17 protein-coding genes are annotated in these 22,301 nt (G+C 57.2%); 9 read left to right on the top strand and 8 right to left on the bottom strand.

The genetic code is table 11. The features are described from left to right. Positions 1-81 precede the first annotated feature (81 nt). From NHH03_RS10270 to NHH03_RS10260, 3 genes are read left to right on the top strand one after another with little or no spacing between them, the layout of a single operon-like run. On the top strand, positions 82-1,575 hold the full coding sequence (locus NHH03_RS10270) for a sodium:solute symporter (RefSeq protein WP_253155856.1): 1,494 nt from the start codon (positions 82-84) through the stop codon (positions 1,573-1,575). Further along, positions 1,572-2,864, top strand: a complete 1,293-nt coding sequence (locus tag NHH03_RS10265; RefSeq protein WP_253155854.1) for an exo-beta-N-acetylmuramidase NamZ family protein — start codon at positions 1,572-1,574, stop codon at positions 2,862-2,864. The genes NHH03_RS10270 and NHH03_RS10265 overlap by 4 nt, the downstream gene beginning before the upstream one ends. Positions 2,865-2,914: 50 nt before the next feature. Beyond that, the gene (locus NHH03_RS10260) at positions 2,915-3,910 is read left to right on the top strand and encodes a sugar phosphate isomerase/epimerase family protein (protein ID WP_253155851.1); all 996 of its coding nucleotides are present in this window, start codon (positions 2,915-2,917) and stop codon (positions 3,908-3,910) included. A 643-nt stretch (positions 3,911-4,553) separates the two neighbouring features. On the opposite strand, the gene NHH03_RS10255 is transcribed toward NHH03_RS10260, so the two are convergent. Further along, entirely contained in the window at positions 4,554-4,916 is a 363-nt protein-coding gene (locus NHH03_RS10255; RefSeq protein WP_253155849.1) for a hypothetical protein, read from the bottom strand. A gap of 333 nt (positions 4,917-5,249) precedes the next feature. Here NHH03_RS10255 and NHH03_RS10250 point away from each other — a divergent pair, with 333 nt between their 5' ends. After that, the gene (locus NHH03_RS10250; protein WP_253155847.1) at positions 5,250-6,608 is read left to right on the top strand and encodes a TMEM43 family protein; all 1,359 of its coding nucleotides are present in this window, start codon (positions 5,250-5,252) and stop codon (positions 6,606-6,608) included. 41 nt (positions 6,609-6,649) lie between these two features. After that, positions 6,650-8,821 carry a M3 family metallopeptidase gene (locus tag NHH03_RS10245; protein ID WP_253155846.1) on the top strand — a complete coding sequence of 724 codons (2,172 nt, stop codon included), beginning with the start codon at positions 6,650-6,652 and terminating at the stop codon, positions 8,819-8,821. Positions 8,822-9,030: 209 nt separating this feature from the next. On the opposite strand, the gene rnc is transcribed toward NHH03_RS10245, so the two are convergent. Beyond that, on the bottom strand, positions 9,031-9,948 hold the full coding sequence (gene rnc, locus NHH03_RS10240; RefSeq protein WP_390895553.1) for a ribonuclease III: 918 nt from the start codon (positions 9,946-9,948) through the stop codon (positions 9,031-9,033). A gap of 462 nt (positions 9,949-10,410) precedes the next feature. Here rnc and NHH03_RS10235 point away from each other — a divergent pair, with 462 nt between their 5' ends. Beyond that, complete coding sequence (locus NHH03_RS10235; protein ID WP_253155845.1) at positions 10,411-12,513, top strand: RNA polymerase sigma factor; 2,103 nt, start codon at positions 10,411-10,413, stop codon at positions 12,511-12,513. Positions 12,514-12,670: 157 nt separating this feature from the next. On the opposite strand, the gene NHH03_RS10230 is transcribed toward NHH03_RS10235, so the two are convergent. Continuing rightward, complete coding sequence (locus NHH03_RS10230; RefSeq protein ID WP_253155843.1) at positions 12,671-13,948, bottom strand: hypothetical protein; 1,278 nt, start codon at positions 13,946-13,948, stop codon at positions 12,671-12,673. Positions 13,949-14,117: 169 nt separating this feature from the next. On the opposite strand from NHH03_RS10230, the gene NHH03_RS10225 reads away from it, so the two are divergent. Both NHH03_RS10225 and NHH03_RS10220 read left to right on the top strand, forming a co-directional pair. Continuing rightward, on the top strand, positions 14,118-14,477 hold the full coding sequence (locus tag NHH03_RS10225) for a hypothetical protein (RefSeq protein WP_253155842.1): 360 nt from the start codon (positions 14,118-14,120) through the stop codon (positions 14,475-14,477). Next, positions 14,474-15,337, top strand: a complete 864-nt coding sequence (locus tag NHH03_RS10220; protein ID WP_253155840.1) for a hypothetical protein — start codon at positions 14,474-14,476, stop codon at positions 15,335-15,337. The genes NHH03_RS10225 and NHH03_RS10220 overlap by 4 nt, the downstream gene beginning before the upstream one ends. Before the next feature lie 4 nt (positions 15,338-15,341). Here the strand turns inward: NHH03_RS10220 and NHH03_RS10215 are convergent, their stop codons facing one another. The 5 genes from NHH03_RS10215 to mnmA all read right to left on the bottom strand — a co-directional run bounded on the left by NHH03_RS10215 (position 15,342) and on the right by mnmA (position 21,098). Beyond that, complete coding sequence (locus NHH03_RS10215; protein ID WP_253155838.1) at positions 15,342-16,229, bottom strand: NAD(+)/NADH kinase; 888 nt, start codon at positions 16,227-16,229, stop codon at positions 15,342-15,344. A gap of 123 nt (positions 16,230-16,352) precedes the next feature. Continuing rightward, the gene (dxs, locus tag NHH03_RS10210; RefSeq protein WP_253155837.1) at positions 16,353-18,278 is read right to left on the bottom strand and encodes a 1-deoxy-D-xylulose-5-phosphate synthase; all 1,926 of its coding nucleotides are present in this window, start codon (positions 18,276-18,278) and stop codon (positions 16,353-16,355) included. Positions 18,279-18,306: 28 nt separating this feature from the next. Next, positions 18,307-19,278 (bottom strand): polyprenyl synthetase family protein, encoded by a 972-nt coding sequence (locus NHH03_RS10205; RefSeq protein ID WP_253155835.1) that lies wholly within the window; start codon positions 19,276-19,278, stop codon positions 18,307-18,309. A 182-nt stretch (positions 19,279-19,460) separates the two neighbouring features. Next, positions 19,461-19,847 (bottom strand): exodeoxyribonuclease VII small subunit, encoded by a 387-nt coding sequence (xseB, locus tag NHH03_RS10200; RefSeq protein ID WP_253155833.1) that lies wholly within the window; start codon positions 19,845-19,847, stop codon positions 19,461-19,463. An 84-nt stretch (positions 19,848-19,931) separates the two neighbouring features. Further along, a complete protein-coding gene (gene mnmA, locus NHH03_RS10195) occupies positions 19,932-21,098 on the bottom strand; it encodes a tRNA 2-thiouridine(34) synthase MnmA (RefSeq protein WP_253155831.1) in 1,167 nt (388 codons plus the stop codon). 72 nt (positions 21,099-21,170) lie between these two features. Here mnmA and prfB point away from each other — a divergent pair, with 72 nt between their 5' ends. Then, entirely contained in the window at positions 21,171-22,292 is a 1,122-nt protein-coding gene (gene prfB, locus NHH03_RS10190; RefSeq protein ID WP_390895552.1) for a peptide chain release factor 2, read from the top strand. The last annotated feature ends 9 nt before the right edge of the window (positions 22,293-22,301 follow it).

Here is a 22,301-nt window from a genome sequence, read left to right as displayed (position 1 = left end):
CGTGGGTTCGTCAGGGCGACGGCAAGTTGTGTTAACATTCCTCGATCACTTCGGCACAAGCATAGACGGTAGGTGGCTTCGTTGGCAGTTGAACTCGGATGGATCGATGGGCTGGTGCTGGTTGGATTGCTGGGGGTGGCGATCGCGATCGGTTTCATCACCGGTCGCAAGAACACGACGACCGAGTCGTATCTATTGGGCAGTCGTTCACTGCCCTGGTGGGCGATCTTGGGATCGATCGTTGCGACCGAGACCAGCACGGCGACCGTGCTCAGTTTGCCCGGCGTCGGCTACGGTGAAACCGGGATGCGTTGGTTGCAGATCGCGTTGGGGTTCGTGCTTGGTCGAACCATTGTCGTGATGGTGTTTTTGCCCTTGTATTTCGACGGCAAATTGATGTCGGCCTACCAGGTGCTCGAAAAACGGCTCGGCAGCAAGGTCAAATCGTTCGCCTCGTTGTTGTTTCTCGTCACCCGGAATTTGGGCGACGGGTTGAGGTTGTATCTGGCGGGCGCCGTTTTGGAAGCGGTCTTTCATTGGCCGTTTGTGCAGTGCGTCGTCGTGGTCGGCAGCGTCACGATTCTGTACACCTTCTTTGGCGGGCTGCGATCCGTGATTTGGAATGATTGCATCCAGTTTGTGATCTACGTGATCGGTGGCATTGCCGCGGTTGCAATTTTGATTCATCTGATACCCGGCGGGTGGTCAGAGATTTGGTCGTTTGCCGGTCGCACCGACCGGTCGGTGTTGTTCAATCCCGAATTTTCGCTGTCGAATCCCTACAACCTTTGGGCGGGGCTGATCGGCGGTGCGGTGTTGACGATCGGCACCCACGGCACCGATCACATGATGGTGCAGCGTTACTTGAGCGCCCGGTCCCAGCAGGACGCCGGACGCGCGGTGTTCCTCAGTTCGATTGTGGTCGTGGTGCAGTTCGCCTTGTTTTTGTGGATTGGCGTCCAGTTGGCTTGTTTTTACTCGCACTATCCGCTGACCGATTCGATCAAACCGGACAAAGTGTTTGCCCATTTCATCGTCGATCACTTCCCCAAAAATGTCGGGCTGATCGGATTGATGTTGGCGGCGATCCTGGCCGCCGCCATGTCGACGCTGTCCAGTTCACTCAGTGCATCGGTGTCCGCGCTGGTCAACGATTTTTATGTGCCGTTGAAACGTCAGCCGGTCAGCGATCGCCAGTTGTTGCGGGTCTCGCGCTGGATGACCGTCGGTTTTGGCGTCCTGCAAATCGCGGTCAGTATCTGGGCCAATACACTGGACGAATCGGTGATCAACAATGCGTTGAAAATCGCTGGTTTTTCGGCAGGGATTCTGTTGGGGCTGTTTGCGTTGGGGATTGCTCGCCGACGCGCCAGTCAAACGGCTGTGTTGATTGGTGCGGTTGCCGGCATCGTCGTCTTGGTCACGGTATCATTTATCCTGAAGACCCCCGAGGGAGCCGATCGAGTGGCTTGGCCATGGTTGGCATTGATCGGTTCGACCACCACCTTCGCCGTCGGCTCATTGGCCGGGTTTGTTTTTCCACGTCACGCACGCAGTTCGCTGAATTCCCCATGAAGTTGTTTTTCTTTGCGTCCGCGGATATTGCCAAGTATGTGCTGCGAGTTGGCCTGGTGCTGCTCGCTTGCTGGGGTGTCAATTTGCCGGCGTTTGTTGGAACCGGAGCGGCTGGCACGGCAGTGGGACAAGAGCCATCGGTGCAACCGTCGTTGCCTGTCGTTTTGGCCGGTATCGATGTGCTTCGCCGCGATGGGTTTGGAATGCTGCGGGGGCAACGTGTCGGATTGATCACCAATCAGACCGGTCGCTGTCGTGATGGCACAAGCACGGCGCAGTTGTTGGCGGAATCGGACCAGGTTCAATTGACGGCGCTGTTTAGTCCCGAGCATGGGTTTAGAGGTGAACTGGATGTTGCGGCGATTGGTAACAGCACCGACACACAAACAGGCGTCGAGATTTTTAGCCTGTACGGCAAGACGCGGCGACCAACGGCCGAGATGCTGGACCAAATCGATGTCTTGGTGTTCGACATCCAGGATATCGGAGCACGGTTTTACACCTACATCTCGACGATGGGTGAAGCCATGCAGGCCGCCGATGAGCATGGCAAACGTTTTGTGGTCTTGGATCGGCCGAATCCGATCACCGGACAAACCGTTTCCGGTCCGATGTTAGACGACGGACAAGAGTCTTTTGTTGGGTTTCATTCGTTGCCAATCCGACACGCCATGACGATCGGTGAACTGGCAAAACTGTTTCATGCCGAGTTGGGTTTAACGTGCCCGTTGGATGTGGTGCAGTGCGATGGTTGGCGACGGCAAATGTGGTGGGACCAAACGGGGCTGTTATGGATCAACCCATCGCCGAACATGCGAAACCTGACCCAAGCGATGCTGTATCCGGGCGTCGGAATGTTGGAAACCACGAATCTTTCTGTGGGGCGCGGAACCGACACGCCGTTTGAAGTGATTGGTGCCCCTTGGATCGATCCACTGACGTTTGCAGCGGAGTTGAAGCAATGCAAACTGTCTGGCGTGACCGTTGTGCCGATTCGTTTCACACCCGACGCGAGCCGCTACCGCGATGAATCCTGTGGGGGTGTGAATTTGATCGTCACCGATCGTGAACAGTTTGATCCGTTGCGACTGGGGGTCGCGCTGGCGGTCACACTGCAGAAACGATACGGCCAGCAATGGAACGCTGGCGATGCGATGCGGCTATTGGGTAGCCGTCCCACGTTGGATGCCATTGAATCCGGGCAGTCTGTCGACCAGGTGATGTCCATCACGCGAGCCGGCGTCGACGAATTTTTGACCCGTCGTTCGGGCCATTTGATCTACGATTGAGATCAAGGTCGTTTCTTTTCTGTTTGAACCTATAACCCTGTGGAATTCCGATGAGCGACTCTATGGATCAACCAACGGATCGGACTTTGGGGCAATCGATCGGCCGACGTCAGTTTGTAGCAGGCGCGTTGGCTGCGTCTGCAGCGGTTGGCTGTGGCACTCGTTCACTGCTCGCGGCAGAACCGGACCAGCTCCAATCAAAGGCGATCAAACGTCATCCCAATCGAATCGCCGTTTCCACCTATTCCTACTGGCGCTACCGCGATGACAGCAAGCTAACGATTGAGCAGTGTGTCGATCTGGCCGGCGAAGCGGGATTTGACGGTGTCGAAATCTTGCATGTGCAAATGCAAAGTGAATCCAACGCAACGCTGCAACGGATCAAACAGCGAGCCTTTCGCGCCGGGATGGATTTGTGTGGTTTCTCCACGCACCAATCTTTCGTTTTCCCCGACGCCGACACTCGCCAGGAAAATGTCGACCACACGATTCATTGCATCGAACTCGCTTATGCGTTGGGCATTCCCACGATCCGCGTCAACACTGGGCGTTGGGGGACCTCCAAAGACTTTGACGAACTCATGGCCAACAAAGGCATCGAGCCACGCTTGGACGGTTACAGCGACGAAGACGGATTCGCTTGGGTGCGAGAAGGACTGGAGAAATGTTTGCCGATCGCGGAGAAGTGCGGTGTGGTGCTGGGGCTGGAGAACCACTGGGGCTTGGGACGCACCGCCGCTGGCGTGCTGCGGTTGATCAATGAAATTGATTCGCCTTGGTTGCGCGCGACGTTGGACACCGGCAATTTCTTAGAGAACCAATATCAGCAGTACCAACAGTTGGCACCCGAAGCGGTTTTTGTACAGGCCAAGACCTACTACGGCGGCGGCACATGGTACACGCTGGAAATCGACTACGACCGAGTGGCAAAAATCCTGGCCGATGTCGGCTACCAAGGCTACATCTCTCTGGAATTCGAAGGCAAGGAATCACACGAAACCGCCATCCCCAAAAGCCTCGACATGCTGCGTCACGCCTTCGCCTGAAAAAAGGGGAAAGGGGTTTTATTGGTGCGACTTGGAGATGACAGAAGAATGGTGGGGGGGCAGGAATATCTTTCTGTCTTCATTGTTCAGGTCTCGTTCCACCTTCCGAATTTGTTGCGTCGTTTGTAGAGGATCCATTCACCGTCCCGACGGCAATGGATTCTATCCGTTGTTTTTCGGTGCGCAGCACCACATGAGCAGGTGAATACCACTGTGTCGTCCGCTGTCGATTCAAATTTGCCGTTGTTGGCTCCGTTCCCGCAGTTAGAGCAAGGCGGGAAATAGGGAAACAGATACGCTAAGAACGACCAAATCCCAAAGAAGACACTGAGCACGACTGACGGAAACGCAATCGCTCCGACGAGTCCCCAGAGGTTGCCGGCTGGTGATCCAATCTCCCAGCCCAACAAGATCAAAGCGAACAACACGAAGTAAATCGCAAGATTAATTACAGTCATCAATGCCCCAAAAAAGGGGAAAGGGGTTTTATTAGTGCTGATCGGAGAATGGATTGCCGCGGACGGTGCCTGGGGTGGGGGCGGCGGCTTTGGGATCCCAGGTCGGTTTTTTGATTCGGTAGGTTCGCATTTCACCGTTGCCTTGTTTGCTGGATGAAATGGCCCCAAAAAAGGGGAAAGGGGTTTTATTGGTGCTGATCGGAGAATGGATTGCCGCGGACGGTGCCTGGGGTGGGGGCGGCGGCTTTGGGATCCCAGGTCGGTTTTTTGATTCGGTAGGTTCGCATTTCACCGTTGCCTTGTTTGCTGGATGAAATGATACCGAGACCTTGGTAGCTTTCGTATTCGCGGCCCGGGATCCGGTCCGGTAGGTCGGGCGTCGCCGAATTGAATGTCGCACTTGATGCATTCCGGTCACCAGCGTCTGCCAGGTCGTCGGACGTCGATTCGGGCGCTGATTCCACCGGGGGCACAGTGAGGACAATCGCGGTGCCAAAGCAAGCGGACAGCGTAAACAAGATGAACATGACGGCGAGGACACGGAGCATGGGGTGGGACCCTAAGTCGCAAGCAAGTTGAAAGCACCGATGGTCGAAAGTTCCGGCGCGGTGGTGGGGACTGATTGCATGCAGGCCCTGAAAGCTGTGTACGTTGCCATGGGGGGCGGGGCCGAGTGGGCAATCGAACAACTGTCGTAGAATCCGAGTGAGTGTTCCAACTGTGCCGCTTTTGCCAATCCGGCGGATGCAGTCCGAGAGGTCGGAATGATCGAAAATTGTCGCCCCGATCGGCACCCCCTCGTCCAGCCTTTCGCCCAAAACTGCTAGAGTAGCGGCCAGAATTGACCCTTCGTTGAGATTTCTTTTGGGGAGAAAGTTCAGATGGGGACTTATGTCTCAGAACAGTCTTGGTTTGGACGCATCGGCGGCGCGATCAAAGGCATCTTGTTTGGCGGACTGTTGATCCTGGTTTCGGTTCCGCTGCTGTTCTGGAACGAGGGCCGGGCGGTGCGGACCGCGAAAGGACTGAAGGAAGGCGCCAAGGTCGTCATCGACATTCAACCCGATCAGATCGATCCGGCCAACGAGGGCAAATTGGTGCATGCCGGGGGCACGGTTCAAACCGGGGACCTGCTCCGCGACGAAGCGTTTGGGTTGGAATACAACGGTATCCGGCTGACCCGACATGTAGAGATGTACCAGTGGGTCGAAGACAAACAGACCGACCGAGAGAAGAAATTGGGCGGCGGGACGCGAACCACGACCACGTACAGTTATCACAAAGACTGGGCGCCCGGTGTGATTTCATCCGACGGATTTGACGAAGCAGCAACCCATCAAAACCCCACCCAGGCTTTGTTTTCTAAACGCGTCCAGCAAGCTCAAGACGTGAATTTGGGGCAATTCCGTTTGCCCGATTCACTGATCAATATGATCTCGGGAAATGAGTCCGTTGAACTGGACGAATCAAATGTCCCAGCCGAATACGCCCGTGCCGCCTCGATCCGCAAGGATGGCCCCGGCGGCCAGTCTCGCATCTATCTTTCTGCGAACCTGGCACCGCCGCAGTCCGGTCTGAGCGGCGGCAATTCACAGCGGTTCGATCCAGCGGTAACCAAGCAGCAGGACGGTGAGAAGAAACCGTTGTTTGAATTGGTCGATCCGGAAGTCGGGACACCCAACAGCCTGATGACCGAAGGATCCATTGGCGCGGAACCGTCCCCGTCTGGGGCACCGCAAATCGGCGACACGCGAATCTGGTTCACGGCGACACCGGTCCAGACGGTCAGTTTAATGAGCCAGCAAAGCGGTGAGACGTTCAGCCCTTATCAAACAAAATTCGGGACCACAATCAATGTGCTGCGCGACGGCACACTCAGTGCGGCGGAAATGATTGCCCAGGAGGTATCGGCCAATCGCGTCATGACTTGGATGTTGCGTGGGGGCGGTTCGCTGGTGATGTTTATTGGTTTGTCCATGTTGTTGCGACCGTTGGTGGTACTGGCAGATGTGCTGCCGATCGCCGGATCACTGGTCGGATTTGGGACGGCGATCGTTGCCGGACTGTTGACGATCGCAGGGGCGTTGACTGTGATCGGGATCGCCTGGATTTTTTACCGTCCACTGCTAGGAATATCATTGCTGGCCGTGGCCGCCGTTGCCTTGTACCTGATTTACAAACGCAATCGGGCCAAACGCGGCAGCCAACCCGAAATGTTGACCGACATGGATTTGGCATGACCGTTTTTTCAAGCTGTTCGATTCACCACCACTGACCCATCATGATCCAGAAAATCGCTGCGAACTTGTTCTGCGGGACACTTGTATTGACCGCCGGCTTGCTGAATGCCCAGGAGAGTGCCCTGGAAAGCGAAACTTCCACACGCAAGGAGCAAAATACGATGACCGATTCGGTTTTATTGAAGCCATGGACGGGCCCCTATGGAGGCGTTCCTCCCTGGGACAAAGTTCGTCCCGAAGAAATGGTTGCCGCGTTCGACGCCGCGATCGAAATGACCACCGATGAGATCCAAGCCATCGCCGACAATCCCGAACCGGCGACGTTCGAGAACACAGTGGTCGCGATGGAAAATTCCGGCCGCGCGCTCGATCGTCTCGATGCCATCTTTGGTGTCTACGCATCCAATTTGAATCTGGGCCCCGTCCCGGACATCGAACGTGTGGTCGCTCCCAAACTGTCCGCTCACTCGGACAGTATTTATCAGAATGAAAAACTTTTCGCGCGGCTTAAAGCGATTTATGACAGTGACGCCAAATCCTCACTGACCGTCGCCCAACGGCGGTTGATCGATGATTTGTACAAGACCTTCGTGCGTCGTGGGTCGCAACTGAATTCCAGAGACAAGGCGCGATTGTCACAGATCAACAGTCAATTGGCGCGGTTGTTTACGGATTTCAGTCAGAACGTTTTGGAAGACGAAAAAGGCTATGTCACTTGGGTCGACAGCCAAGCCGATTTGGCCGGTTTGCCGACCAGTGTCATTGCCGCGATGAAACGGGCGGCGATCGAACGCGAGAAACCGGATCAGTGGGCCGTCACCAACACTCGATCGTCGATGGATCCGTTTCTAACCTACGCCCAGAATCGCCCGCTGCGTGAACAGGTTTGGCGGACCTATTACAACCGCTGTGACAACGGGGACGATCACGACAACAACGCGTTGATCACCGAAATCCTAGGGCTGCGCCGTGAACGCGCCAAATTGTTGGGTTATCCCACGCATGCGCATTGGCGATTGGAACCGACGATGGCCAAGACCCCCGAAGCGACCGAAGAACTGATGAACAAGGTTTGGTCCAAAGCGGTCGCGCGGGTTCACGAGGAAGTCGCCGACATGCAACAGATCGCGGATCAAGAAACTGATGGCAAAGTCACGATCGAACCTTGGGATTACCGTTTCTACGCAGAAAAGGTGCGCAAGGCGAAATACGATCTGGATCTTGGCGAAGTCAAACCGTATCTGCAAATGGAAAAGCTGCGTGAAGGCATGTTCTGGGTGGCAGGGGAATTGTTCGGGTTGACCTTTGAGCCCGCGACTGACGTTCCGGTGTTTCATCCCGACGTCCGTGTCTGGCAGGTTCGCGATCGTGACGGCCAGCCCGCTGGGCTGTGGTATTTTGATCCCTATGCCCGCGCCGGCAAACGTAGTGGCGCTTGGATGACGGCCTATCGTGTTCAAGAAAACATGGGGCAACCGCGAACACCGATCGTTTCCAATAATTCGAACTTCATCCCCGGTGGCGAAGACGAAACGGTACTGATCTCGTGGGACGACGCGGTCACCTTGTTTCACGAATTTGGGCATGCGTTGCACGGTCTGTGCTCGGACGTCAAATACCCGTCACAGGCCGGGACGGCTGTCGCCCGCGACTACGTGGAGTTCCCGTCGCAATTATTGGAGCATTGGTTGGACACGCCCGAAGTGATGCAGAAGTATTGTTTGCATCATGAGACCGGCGAGCCATTGCCGCAGGAGTTGATTGATAAGATCAAAAAGGCATCGACGTTCAACCAGGGGTTTGCGACCGTCGAATACTTGGCCAGCGCGATCATGGATATGAAATTGCATACCAGTGACCAAACCCAAATTGATCCCGATACTTTTGAACGCCAGACGTTGGAAGAGATCGGCATGCCTGCGGAATTACCGATGCGTCACCGCACGCCACATTTCTCGCATATCTTCAGTAGCGACAGTTATTCCGCCGGCTATTACAGCTACCTGTGGGCGGATGCATTGACCGCTGATGCGGCCGAAGCCTTTGAGGAAGCCGGGTCGTTTTACGATCCCGCACTGTCCAAAAGCCTGTACGAGAATGTCTTCAAAGTCGGTGACACGATTGATGCGGCCGATGGCTTTCGGGCGTTCCGTGGGCGTGACGTCGACACCGGGGCGCTGCTGCGCAAACGAGGGTTTAGCGCCCAGGAGTAGCTTTGCATTCGCTCGCCCGCGGGAGAGGCGATTGAATTGATCCTCGAAGGTAAATAAGCGTGGGAAGGGTAACCCGACGCGTCAGCGAGGGATCCCGTTAAAACCCTAAATCCCTCGCTCACGCGTCGGGTTGTGATGAAAAGCGCATCTTCAATACTGACGCGTCGGGTTGGGATAAAACGCAATTTCAAAAATCACGCTCCGCTGGTTCATTCTGGCGGAGCGGGTTCCGGGGGTTCGTCCAACGGATAGGGCAGCGGTTCGTCGTTCATTTGTGCTAGCGCGTTAGCGGCTGCCTTTTGTTCCGCTTCTTTCTTGTTGGTGCCCCAGGCGGCGATGTATTCCTGGCCGTCGATGACGGCGCTGATTAAGAATGATTTGCGGTGGTCCGGACCGCTTTCACCTTTCATCCGATACATCGGCGTACAAGCGATGTCGCGCTGGGCGCGTTGCTGCAGCGTGGATTTGTAGTTGGTCGATCCTTGGCTTTTGACCGCCAATTCAACTTCGGCTTTCAGCCAGTGTTTCAGTCGCTCGCGGACGATGTCATTGCCGCCGTCCAAGAACAGTGCCGCCACGATTGATTCAAACACATCACTGACCAGCGATCTGGGATAGCTGCGATTGCGAGTCACACCGCGGCCGACGATCAAGCACTCGTCGAGCCCGATTTTGCAGGCCACTTTGCCACAGGTGCGGCGACTGACCACGGCGGATTTAATCTTCGTCAAATCGCCTTCGTTGTAATCTGGATAGTCGTCGTACAGCCAAGCGCACACGACGAACCCCAAGACCGCATCGCCCAGAAACTCCAGGCGTTCATTGCTGGCCAAACGATGTGACGCACCGGAGGCATGGGTCAAGGCCGATCGCAGCAGGTCCTGGTCACGGAATTGGTAGTCGATCAATTGCTCGCACCGAGCCAATTTTTCGGTGTGGTCTAATTCACCGGCTTCGTTCCGCGGAGACGCAACCAAACGCACGTCGTCACCGGTGCCGGGCGGTTCATAAAAAAGATCTCGCGGCAGATCTGGCGGTGAATCGGCGTTGGCAGCGAAATCGCTCTGGGCCGAGTCAAAGGCTGAATTGCCGGTGTCGTCCGCGTCGGGATCAGATGGGGTGGACAAAAGAATTGTGTTTCAATGAGTCAGGCGTTGGAAAAGACCGCGCCAAACTGCACCACCTCGGCTGCGCCAGAGCGACAGAACATCGCTGCTGGGGAAAAACGCAGGTAAGGAAACGTGACATCTTGAGGATAGTGAAAACACTCCGCGCCCTGCGAATACGCAGTCGGGAGAACCTCTCTGGTCGGACTCTCAGGCCATCACGACAGGTTGTTTTCAGTGACCGTGGATGTCACACGCCGGCGATCGGGTCATGGCGATTTGCATGGTGGCAAAAAGTGCCGTGGACCCGACCGCCGGTGTGCGACGCGATGCTGCTACGTTAGCAGTTGCTCGCGTCCAGGGGTAGTCTGATCGGCAGAAAACACCTAGGTCCGTCGACGGCGTGTGCGCGAACGCTATCAAAGAAATTCTGGTTTTTCGCGCGCACTTTGACCGTTTGGTCTCACTAACATTCCAAATGCCATGAAAACAATGACCAATCAAGACGAAACGGGCGACAGCGATTTGGCCGACGACGCCGGGCAGCTTGCCTCGCTACGGACATTCAACGACGCCGAATTACTGGATGCTTGGGCGCGTGATCGCTGCTCCGATGCCTTTGCCGTTCTCGTCCAGCGACACTCGCTGATGGTGCTGACGGTGTGTCGTCGGAAATGCCGCACCCTCGCCGACGCCGACGATGCCTATCAAAGCACGTTTTTAATGCTGGCCAGAAGCAGCGGGAAAATCAGACGTCCCGAATGCTTGGCCGGATGGTTGCATCGGGTCGCACAGCGCGCCGCCTACGCGACTCTCTCTCGCCATCAACTTCCCTCTGAAAGCACGGCCGAACCGGTGACGATCGACGACGACCCACTGGGAAACATCACGCGCCAGCACGATGCAATTGTGTTGGATGAGGAACTCGCCTCGTTACCGGAACAGTACCGCGCTGCGCTGGTGATGCAACTGTACGAGGGGAGTTCGCTACAGGGGATGGCCGATCACTTTCAAACCACACTGGGGTCGGTTCGCGGTCGCCTACAACGTGGGAAACGATTGTTGGCCGATCGACTTCGCCGCCGTGGTGTGGTGCCGGTGCTGGCACTCGCCGCTGCCGGATCGACGACCGTCAGCGCCGGCGAGGCATCTGCGGCCGGCGCGTCGCTGCTGGCCACCATCGGCTCCGGGCCACTGCCCACACCTCCTCTGTCGGATCAACTTCTCCACCCCCTTCTCGCTTCAGGAAACCGAATCATGAATCCTTGGAATTTAGTTGTCGGCGTATCAACCGCCGCCGCGCTCGCGGCGCTGCTGGTTTTGCCCGGACTGGACGTCGCTGATGCATCCAACAACGGGTCTGATAGGATCACCGTTGAAACTCCGTTTGTCACGCAAGCGGTGGCACCGGTCATTCAAACCGATGCAACAGCCAACACCGCGGCTTCCACCGCTGGGCAACCTGCCGCAGGGAATGTCGCCGCAGGGAATCTCGCAGTGCAGCCGCCAAATGTTGGCACTGCTGCGTCCGGTGGCATTGAACGTGTCATCTTGCAGCGCCGCTATCGCCCGGCGACTGCGGAAGGGCCGTTGGCCGAGTCGTTGCAAATGAAACTCGACATGCCGATTGACATGGTGATCAACAACTCGCTTTCCAATATCGACAGCGAACTGGAAAAGGCACTTGGCCTGCCAGTGATTTTAGATGAACGAGCGATTCAATACGCCGAGCTCGACCCGTCAGCCATGATCACTCATTCCTCTCAGGCCCAGCCCCTGCGGACCGCCCTGCGGAAACTGCTGTCACCGCTGGGATTGAAAGCCACCATCGAAAGCGAAGGGTTGGTGATTACCACTGACCACCATGCGCTCGTGCACCATGGTATCGGAACCAGCAAATGGTTAAACGCCGATGACCAGATGATGCGTCAAAGTGAAATGACGCTTGCAAAACCAGTCAACTTCGACTTTGACCAGACACCGCTGCGTGAAGCGATCGCGAGCATCAGTCAGAAGCTGGAAATACCGATTGTGATCGACGCTCGTGGATTGGAAGAAATCGGGATCGATTCCGAAATTCCGGTTACGTACAAGCTGGGTGAGTTACCGGCTCGAGATCTGTTCCCGCAGATGTTGCGCAATTTGGATTTGACGCTAGCGGTGATCAACAACGTGTATACCGTGACCACACGAGAGGCGGCGGAGGACAGTCTGCTGCGGCGGATCTATTGGCTGGAGGGATTAACGCTGGCCGGCGACTACGATTCGTTGATGAGTCTGATCGAAACCTCGATTACGCCGGATACCTGGGAATCGTTGGGCGGTAATTCCACGATGGCACCGTTTCCAGGCGCTCGCCCGTCGCTCATTATTTCCACGACCTTGGACGTCCATCGCGACATTGAAAAACTGATTGAAACGCTCCGCGAGAATTCGTTTGCGGTTGACCCGGTTTCCGAAGAGGTGGAGGTGTCGGTGCCCGCCAGAGGGCCTTCCGGATTTGGTGGCGGCGGCGGAGGGGGAGGGTTCGGCGGAGGATTTGGCAGCGGTGGAGGGATGGGCGGCGGTGGCGGCGGATTCTTTTAAGTGGCGGTTGCTTTCATCTTCCGATGCGTGAGCTGTGAAGCCAGCGATTTTGCATCCGACATCAATTTTTCCTAACCGGACGCGTAAGCGAGGGATTCGGTCAATCGCGAAAATCCCTCGCTTACGCGTCGGGGGGTGCATGTCAGGGATTGTAGATTCAGGCGGCGATAGCGGCGGATTGGTTTGCCTTGCGCAGTCGGCTGGAGCCGCGACGGCCTGCCAGGTAGCGGGCGAGTCGATCGTCGTCGCTGAGCGAAGCGGCTCGGATTTGCAGGATCGCCTCGGCACCGGCCGGATTGTTCCAAAACATCTCCGAACCCTTCGTCCGAAAGTTAATCTCTTTGACCGCTGATTCCATCCACGCACTGGTCGTCGGCAGACCCTCGCAACGATAACGAGCGTAATGCATCCGATCGCGGTTGTTGGTTAAGTAGCCGATAATCTGCCGAAGTTGTTCCCTCGGATCGTCCTCATCAGCATCAGCATCAGCCGCAGCGGCGCCCAAGCCTGATCGATGGACGGAAAGCTCCGCGATCACATCGGCAACGTTACCCTGCCACGTCATCGTCATCCAACGCGTATAGCTCTCCCACGCCGCGTCACCCTTGCCACGGCAAGCGAGCGATGCGCGGTGAAGGTAGGTCACGGCGTGAATGAAATCGAGAATCCCAACATAGTCTCCAAAGTGCTCTTGGTGGATCTTCCAGTTGCAGCTCAAGCCATCACCAACAAAGGCTCGCCGCGGAGCTTGATCAAACTTTCGGCGACTCGCTTCACGCCGCATCTGAACGCCGAACTCCTTCGATTTTCGCATGCTTGAAATCAGCGTCCGATGGACCTTTTGAGGTTTGTGTTTGGCGTGCTGACGCTTGCCATTCCGCTTCGATGCCGAGTTCTTGGCCTCTGGCAGAGACTGATTGCGACCAGTGTTTTCTTTGGTTTTCGCGGTCTCGCACAGCTTGGCAACATGGTTGCGATCAAGAAAGCACGCAGGCGGTTTCGGCTCGGGATCAGCATCCGATGTTTCGCTCGTCGCGCTGACGAAGATCGCGTTCTTGGTTTCGTGCCAGCCTTGGCCGTCCAAATGAACTCCGGGGCCGCAACCGGTTTTGCGAGTGCGAATCCGCCCGCCGTCACAACTGACCACCGCGAGCAGTGGTGTGACGACTTCGCCCTCGAGCACGCCCTTCCAGTCCTGCTGGGCGACCGACGCCAACTCGTTGCCGACTTCCAAGCAGATTCGCTCGATAGTGTTGGGGGAGACCTTCAATCCGTTGACACGTTCCATCAGCAGCGAGGCTCGCTTGAACGACCGTGTCTCCCCGTTGATGAAGATCAATTGGCGTTTGAAGCCCGGTGTCGATTGCCGGCTATCGAATCCCATTTGGATCCGCTGAGGGGAAAAAAGACCGTCGACATCGACGGCAATGGGCAACCGGTTCGGCCAGTTCGATGGGGCCGTCCATTGAGGCGACCGAGCGGGGTTCGATCTCGACTTTGCACTGTTTCTTGCAGTCGGGGCAATACACCCGCCCGAGCCTCTGAAGGGCGACCTCACGAGCCCGTTCTTCCTGGATCGCTCGACTGAATCGCTGTCCGAGTTGGTGAGCGGGCAATTCAATCTGATCGAAGTGGGGGACCTGCTCGCCTTGCTCAAGGGCTTGAATTTCCGCCGCAACGCGTGCGGCTTCTTGGAGATGATGTTCGAGTTTTTCTTTCAGCTGCACTTCGTTCGCGTCCATGCGATTGACTCCGAGGATTACCAGGTCACCGACAAAGACCGCAGTTTAACCGAAGAACCTGAAAAACTCCTATTGAGTATTTCGCCAGACTCAGAGTCCCCGCAAAAGCTGACATGCACCCCGCGTCGGGTTGCGAAGAAAACATCTCTTGCAGCGGATTTGGTTTTCTGCGAGTTTCACGGTCCATTTCACCCGTTTTGTGTAGGGAGACCGGAATCGTGAATCGCTTGATTTTGACCGTCGCTTGTGTCGTTGTTGCTCCGTTGTTTGCCGGCACGGCCCGCAGCGAAGAGGGGCAAACCTATTTGCTCCGCTACTCGCTCCAGAACGGCCAGCGGCTAAATTACGAAGTCACGCACGTCGCCAAAACGAAGACACGGATCCGGGGCGACGAAGAAATTTCGCAGGTTCATACGGTTAGCAAGCGACATTGGGATGTCGCCGCCGCCAGCGATGATTCGATGACGTTTGATCACGTTGTCGATGCGGTGGAAATGACACAGCAGCAAGGTGAAAAAGACGAGATCCGCTGGTCCAGCGAATCCGGTGACGAAGCGCCACGTGAATTCTCCAAAGTCGCTGAGCGGATCGGACGCAAGCTATCGACCGTTTCGATCAACGCCCGCGGTCAGGAAACCGACCGAGAAAACAATGGCGGCACGAATGCCTCGCTGGGCATGGGGTCGCTGACCCTGGCATTGCCCGAGGAACCGATCGCGATCGGCGCTTCCTGGGCGGTCCCGCGCGAAATCAAAACCCGTACCGAAGACGGGTTGGTCAAACCGATCAAGATTCGTGAACTGTACACATTGGAAAAAGTCAAAGCCGGTGTGGCAACGATTTCGATTCAGAGTGAACCGTTGACTCCGATCGATGCCGCTTCCGTCCGCGCTCAAGTTGTTCAGCAACTTAGCAACGGAGAAATCAAGTTTGATCTCGATGCCGGTCACATGATCAGCAAAGAACTTCAATGGGACGAAACCGTCGTCGGTTTCCAAGGCCCCAACAGCTTGATGGAATATCGCGCTCGAATGAACGAGGAATTGATCGACAACATCGTCCGCACCGCACGTCGCCAATAGCCAGCTACAGCGAACCGCCCCAGCCGAGTTTTTCGCGGAGGGTGCGGTAGTCGTTTTGTCCGGGCACCGACAGCATTTCAAAGGCGCTGGCGGCGCGTCTTACACGCACCCGGTCGCCCGGCATGACTTGGCTGAGGATACGACCGTCGACGACGATGCCCGTCGAATCGTAGGGCTCGCTGACGGTCAACTCGAACACGGTGTCGGCCGAATCAACCAGCGGCCGATAGGTCAACGTGTGAGGACTGATCGGCGAGATCACGACGGCTTGCAAATTGCGTCGCAGGATCGGGCCGCCTGCCGACAGGTTGTGCGCCGTCGAACCGACCGGCGTGGCGATGATCAATCCGTCACAGCGATAGCGGGTGGCCAAATTGCCATCGGCAAACAAGTCGATGTCGAGGATCTGATACGGTGGACCGCCCAACACGGCGACTTCGTTGAGCGCCAGTTGTTCGGCCACGGTTGCTCCATCACGGATCACGCTGACTTCCAACATCAGGTGTTCGATGACTTCAAAGATGCCGCTGCAGACACGGGGCCAGACTTCCAGAAAGTCATCGGGCGAGAGCGCGGCTAGAAATCCGAGGTTGCCACAATTGATTCCTAGCACCGGAATTTGCCTGCCGGCCAGTTGCCGCGCGGTCTGCAAAATCGACCCGTCGCCGCCGAGCACCAGCACCAAATCGATGTCGGGATCATCGAAGTCGTATTCGAACTCATAATCCTCGGCAACGATCTCCGCATGTTGGGCGATCGTCGGCCGCAATCGGATGGATTCTCGACGGACCCGTTGGCGATCCGGAGCTCCCAGGATGACCACGCGAGGAGTGTCGCGGTCACCGCTGGGCCAAGTGCGTTTGCGAGAAACTTCTGCGGCGTCGTGATTCATTTCGGGCCGCGCCCAGAGACAGGAGTGAAGTGCCAAGTGGGAAACAGCGTCGCTGCCGATTCCAATTTGATCACTGTAGCTGGATCAGGAGTAATCCGGGGCAACCGAGCAACAGATTGGTGTTTAAAAGGTGGACGAAGTTGCCAAAGCGGCTTCGCGGCAGCGGTCCGCGATGGCGTTGGGGCTAAGCCCGTTTTGGTCCAGCAAATCATTTCGGTCACCGTGTTCGACGAAATGGTCGGGCAGACCTAGGATTTGAACATTGCGAGTGTCCAGTCGTTGCTCGGTGGCAGACTCCAGGAACGCCGACCCGAATCCACCCATCATCGCGTTTTCCTCGACCGTCAGCACGAAGCGGCCCGTTTCGACGGACTGGCGAACCATGTCGGTGTCGATCGGTTTGACGAAGCGGGCATTGATGACGGTCACATCCAGTTCGCCGGACAGCAGTTCGGCCGCGGCCAAAGCGTTTTCCAGCATTGCGCCAAATGCGACGATCGTGCCGTCGCTTCCGCTGCGAATGGTCTCGCTTTTGCCGATCTCGATATCCGCGATCCCAGTGTCACGCTGCAACGCGGATGCTTTCGGATAACGAATGCTGCAGGGGTGATTATGCGCCAATGCGGTTCGCAGCATCATGCCCAGTTCCTCTGCATAGCCGGGGGCCATCACCACCATGTTGGGGAACATTCGCATGTAGCCGACGTCATAGATCCCGTGGTGGGTCGGCCCGTCGGGGCCGGTCAATCCGGCGCGATCCAGCAGGAACACAACCGGCAGGTCCTGTAGCGAAACCTCTTGGAAAATCTGGTCGTAACTGCGCTGCAGGAACGTGCTGTAGATATCAACGATCGGTCGCGCGCCGGATTTGCATTGACCCGCGGCGAAGGCGACCGCGTGCGATTCGCAAATGCCGACGTCAAAGAACTGCTTGGGGAATTTTTCCCGAACCGGTTCCAGTTTGTTGCCTTGGCACATCGCCGCGGTGATCACAGACACCTTTTCGTCAGCCGCGAGCGCTTCGCTGATCGCATTGCGGGCATGGACGGTGAAAGCCGGCAATCCATCGCTGCTGCGCGTGACCGGTCTGCCGTCTTGATCTTCAAATGCCGGCGGGGTGTGAAAGAACACTGGGTCGGCGGCAGCAGGTTTGTAGCCGTGCCCTTTTTCGGTCACCACATGCAGCAGTACCGGCCCGCTCATCTCGCGGACCATCGCCAGATACTTGCGCATCAGCCCGATGTCATGCCCATCGATCGGACCGACGTAGCGAATGTTGAGTTCCTCGAACAGCATGCCGCCCAGCAAGCCGGCTTTCACGCCCTCTTTCATCTGAGCCAAGAACCGTTCGGCGGGATCACCGAACATCGGAATCTGTTCCAGCAATTTACCTACTTCGCTTTTCAATCCCGTGTAGTAGGGATTACTGCGCAGGCGGTCCAGGTATCCGGCGACGGCGCCGACGCGGGGGCAGATCGACATTTTGTTGTCGTTCAAGACGATGGTCAGGTCGTCTTCCAATTCGCCGGCGTTGTTCAGAGCTTCGAACACGATGCCACTGGGGAATGCTCCGTCACCGATCACAGCAACCGTGCGGCGATCCGCTTGGCCGACCATCAGATCACCGCTGCGCAGCCCGACTGCGGTGCTGACGCTGCAACCGGCGTGACCGGTCATGAACAGGTCGTATTCGCTTTCGGCCGGATTGGGATAGCCCATCAATCCGCCTTGGGTGCGGATCGAGGGGAATTCCGCATAGCGTCCGGTGACCAATTTATGCGGATAGATTTGGTGACCGGTGTCCCAGATCAATCGATCGGTGCGAAAATCGAATTCACTGTGCAGGGCCAGGCACAATTCAACGACACCCAGGTTGGATGCAAAGTGGGCGGTGCGTGTGGCCAACAGATTGCACAGCACGTCACGGATTTCAGCGGCTGTGGCGTCCAGTTGATCCGGCGAGAAATTCCGCAACCCGGTGGCATCGGTCAAGCTAGCCAGGAGCGGATGTTTCGGCTCGTTCAATTCGTCGTCCTGTGTGTCGGTCATCGTCGCTGCGTCGTCCCTTCCAACCACTCTAGTGCGAGCGTTGGAGTACATAGTGAGCTAGCTGGTTCAATCGCCCTGCGGCGGAGCCAAACGGGGTCGTGTGTTGTTGTGCCGATTCGATCAACTCGGCGGCTCGGACACGGGCTTGGTCGATGCCCATCAAACCGGGATAAGTCAATTTGCCACGTCCGGCGTCTTTGCCGACACGCTTTCCCATTCGGGTTTCGTCTGCGGTGTGATCTAGTAAATCGTCAACGACTTGGAACGCGAGTCCGATGTCCGCGGCATAAGCCGCCAGTGCGGCGCGTTGTGAATCGCTCGCATCGCTCAGCACAGCGCCCAAGTCCAGTGAAGCGGCAAACAGGGCACCGGTCTTTCGCCGATGAATCGACTCCAGAAATTCCAGCGCCCGATGCGTACCACCCCAACGCTGGATCAGTTCGACGTCGGATTCAATCGGATTGGATTGAATACGGTTTGACGCCGCGACCTGTTCATCGGCACCCTCGACGTCGCTGCTGTCGGTCTGAGGCGGCGGTCCGGATTCGGCGGCCAAATCGTCTGCCTGACCACCGACCAAGTGTTCGGGGCCGGCGGCGGTGGCCAGGATCTGTACGGCTTGAGCGGCGCGGGCTGGGTCAGTGACGTGCCGGCACAGGTGGGCGATCGCCAGCGGTTGCAGCGCGTCGCCGGCCAGGATCGCGGTGGCTTCATCAAACTCAATGTGAACGGTGGGCCGCCCGCGGCGCAAATCGTCATCGTCCATCGCCGGCAAATCGTCGTGGATCAACGAGTAGGCGTGGATCATTTCGACGGCCACTGCCCCAGGCATGGCGGCCGCGTGAGTGCCCCCGCAAGCCTCGGCAGCCATCAGCACCAGCGCCGGACGGAGCCGTTTGCCGGGTGCCAAAACAGCGTAGCGGATGGCGTCGCCCAATCGTTGCGGGCATCCCGGGCCGAACTGGCAGGCCTGCTGGAGTGCCTGTTCAATCGAAGGCAACAAATCACTGAGCGCAGCCGTTATCGCAGCGGATTTCGCCGGCGGCTGCGCACCCGCTGTTGAGGCGGCGTCAGAGCGTTTTGGCGCAGATTCCAGCGTTTCAGGGCGGTCGGTTGGCAAAGCAGGCAAATCGGACACGGGCAACGAGAGTGGGGATCGGATCAACACCGATATGATAGAGTCTAAAAAAGCCCGTCCGATTCGTCCACGTCGTTAATCGGGGGGGAGGGCGTCTTTGGCACCCTTTTTGCCCGTGTCTTTCCACTAGTGTCGCCTTTGGGACGACTACTGCGGATCCCGGTCTCGACGGGCTCCACCGATGGGGTGCCGTCTTCGTCGACCGCGGTCAACACCGCAATTTTTCGCTCGGCTTGCTCGAGCACCTGGTGGCACTGCTTGATCTTTTGAATTCCACGCTCGTATTGAACCAGCGAATCGGACAGCCCCAATGCGCCACTTTCGAGTTGCTCGACCACCTGTTCGACCTCCGCCAAGGCGGCTTCGAAATCCACTTCGCGAGCGTCTTTCTGGTCGGACTTGTCCGCATCCGTTCGCTTTTTCTTTGCCATCTGTCTCGCTCGCTGAGGATTCGTCGCGGTAGGGGAATCAAGCGTTAGTGTTAAAGCCGGTGCCGTGTTTCGCAACCCAGGCCCTCAGACATCCGTCGCCGATTCAATCCAGCCGCCACCCAGGACTTGAGTGCCGTGATAGACCACCGCGGCTTGGCCCGGTGCGACGGCGTCGACGGGATCGTCAAACACGACCGAAAACGATTCCGGCGCTGTCGGGTCGACGTGCACCCGCGCCGGTTCGGGGGAGCCGTTGTAGCGGATCTGAACCGATAGTGGCGAAGCGGGGTGCGATGTGTCTTGTAGCGTTGCCAATTGCGCCGGATCGATCAACCAGTTGGCATCAGCGGCGATCAATTGGTTGCGCGCGAGGGCCGCTTTATCACCTAGCACGACGCGATTGGTGTCCGGTTCGATGCGGACGACAAAGTGAGGTGTTCCCAGCGCGATCCCCAGTCCTTTGCGTTGTCCGACGGTGAAGGCTTCAAAGCCGTTGTGCTGGCCGACGACGGCGCCATCGGTGGTGACAAATTCGCCGGCCGTGGTGCCGACCAATTCCGGTCGCCGGGATTTGACAAAATCGCTGTGGTGGCCTTGGGTGACGAAACAGATTTCTTGGCTGTCGCGTTTGCCCGCCACGCCCAGGTCCAGCCCGGCGGCGATGCGGCGGATTTCGGTTTTTTCGAAATCACCGACCGGCAACATCATCCGTGGCAAACGATCGGGGCGGATCCCAAACAGCGCATACGATTGGTCTTTGTGACCGTCCAAACCGCGGTGCAGCGTGCCGTTGATCATCCGCGCATAGTGTCCGGTGGCGACAAAGTCGGCTTGCACGCCGTCGGCATAGTCAAATAGCCGCCCGAATTTGATCCAGTGGTTGCATTTGACGCAGGGGTTGGGGGTACGGCCGTTCAAGTAGTCATCGACAAAATAGTCAACGATGCGGCGAAAGTCGGCTTGCAAATCCAAGGCGTAAAAGGGGATACCGAACTTGGCAGCCACGCGTTTGGCGTCGGCGGCATCACTGGCGGTGCAGCAGCCCTGTTTGTGATCGGCCCGGCCTGGCAGCAGCCCCCCTAATACGGGCAGCGATGCATCCGCCTGACCGGGTTGAACCTGGCAGACTTCGCTGGATTCTTCGCCGTGCCGCATGAACACGCCGATCACCTCGTGCCCGGCATCCACCAACAGGTGTGCCGCGACACTGGAATCGACTCCGCCACTCATCGCCAGAACCACGCGTGCCATGTATAGTTTTTAACCTGAATTTTCTTTTCGGACCAAATATTCGTCGTAGTGACGAAAAGGATGTGATCACTGATGGACGCGGAATTGGTTCAGCGCAGTGAAACGATCAAAAAACGTCTGAAACAGCTCGCCGAGTCGCTGGACTACCAGGGCAAAGCGAAGCAAATCAAACAAATCGAAGCCCAGATGGCCGAGCCCGGCTTTTGGGATGATAACGAATCGGCACAAATCACCGTCGGCAAATTAAAGGCTTTGAAGGTCATTGTCGGCCCGATGAACGAATTGTCCAGCAGCGTTGGGGATTTGAGCGCGCTGATGGAGATGGCCGATGAGGATGAATCGATCGCCGAAGAGGTCGCCGGCGAGCTCGAACGGCTGGAAAACATCCTCGACGAATTGGAGCTAAAAGCCCTGCTGAGTGGCCCCAATGACGGCGCCGGAGCAATTTTGACGATCAACGCCCGCGACGGCGGCACCGACGCCAATGACTGGGCCGACATCATGCTGCGGATGTACTCGGCCTGGGCCGTCGGCCAAGATTACAAAATCGAGTTGCTCGATCGACACGACAACGAAGAAGCCGGCATCAACAGCGCCTCGATCGCCATTCGCGGCCCGATGGCCTATGGCTATCTCAAAGGCGAACAAGGAATGCACCGGCTGGTTCGGATCAGCCCGTTCAATAGCGAAGGCAAACGCCAAACCAGTTTTGCCGCCGTCAACGTTTCACCGGAAATCGACGATTCGATCGAGATCGATATCCAAGAAAAAGACGTCCGCGAAGACCGTTATCGGGCCGGTGGCGCTGGCGGACAGCACGTCAACAAAACCGACAGCGCGATTCGGTTGACCCACTTTCCGACCAACACCGTCGTGCAGTGCCAGAACGAGCGTAGCCAGCACCAAAACCGGGCGACCGCCTGGAAAATGCTGCGAGCCAAAATGGCGCGTCTGGAAGAGGAAAAACGCGAGGCCGAGGAAGCCAAAAAGTACATGACCCAGGCCCGAACCGGATTCGGCAGCCAAATTCGCAATTACTTTTTGCACCCCGACCAACGCGTTAAAGATGCCCGCACTGGTCACTACGTGGGCAATTTCAACAGCGTCATCGATGGCAGCGAGTTGCAGGGCTTCTTGGATTCGTTTCTGCGTTGGCGGGCCGGCGGCGCTGTCGCAGTTGGCGACGACGATTGATCCCGGCAT

The sequence above is a fragment of the Stieleria tagensis genome, from assembly GCF_024129865.1.
GTDB lineage: Bacteria > Planctomycetota > Planctomycetia > Pirellulales > Pirellulaceae > Stieleria > Stieleria tagensis.
Note: the sequence above shows the minus strand (reverse complement) of the source record. Positions and strands in the feature narration are given on the sequence as shown.

What these genes read in the sequence shown, in the direction of transcription:
- NHH03_RS10215 (WP_253155838.1), bottom strand. Translation starts at nt 16,229, where the DNA reads ATGAATCACGACGCCGCAGAAGTTTCTCGCAAACGCACTTGGCCCAGC.
- dxs (WP_253155837.1), bottom strand. Translation starts at nt 18,278, where the DNA reads ATGACCGACACACAGGACGACGAATTGAACGAGCCGAAACATCCGCTC.
- NHH03_RS10250 (WP_253155847.1), top strand. Translation starts at nt 5,250, where the DNA reads ATGGGGACTTATGTCTCAGAACAGTCTTGGTTTGGACGCATCGGCGGC.
- NHH03_RS10245 (WP_253155846.1), top strand. Translation starts at nt 6,650, where the DNA reads ATGATCCAGAAAATCGCTGCGAACTTGTTCTGCGGGACACTTGTATTG.
- NHH03_RS10260 (WP_253155851.1), top strand. Translation starts at nt 2,915, where the DNA reads ATGAGCGACTCTATGGATCAACCAACGGATCGGACTTTGGGGCAATCG.
- NHH03_RS10255 (WP_253155849.1), bottom strand. Translation starts at nt 4,916, where the DNA reads ATGCTCCGTGTCCTCGCCGTCATGTTCATCTTGTTTACGCTGTCCGCT.
- xseB (WP_253155833.1), bottom strand. Translation starts at nt 19,847, where the DNA reads ATGGCAAAGAAAAAGCGAACGGATGCGGACAAGTCCGACCAGAAAGAC.
- mnmA (WP_253155831.1), bottom strand. Translation starts at nt 21,098, where the DNA reads ATGGCACGCGTGGTTCTGGCGATGAGTGGCGGAGTCGATTCCAGTGTC.
- NHH03_RS10235 (WP_253155845.1), top strand. Translation starts at nt 10,411, where the DNA reads ATGAAAACAATGACCAATCAAGACGAAACGGGCGACAGCGATTTGGCC.
- NHH03_RS10265 (WP_253155854.1), top strand. Translation starts at nt 1,572, where the DNA reads ATGAAGTTGTTTTTCTTTGCGTCCGCGGATATTGCCAAGTATGTGCTG.
- prfB (WP_390895552.1), top strand. Translation starts at nt 21,171, where the DNA reads ATGGACGCGGAATTGGTTCAGCGCAGTGAAACGATCAAAAAACGTCTG.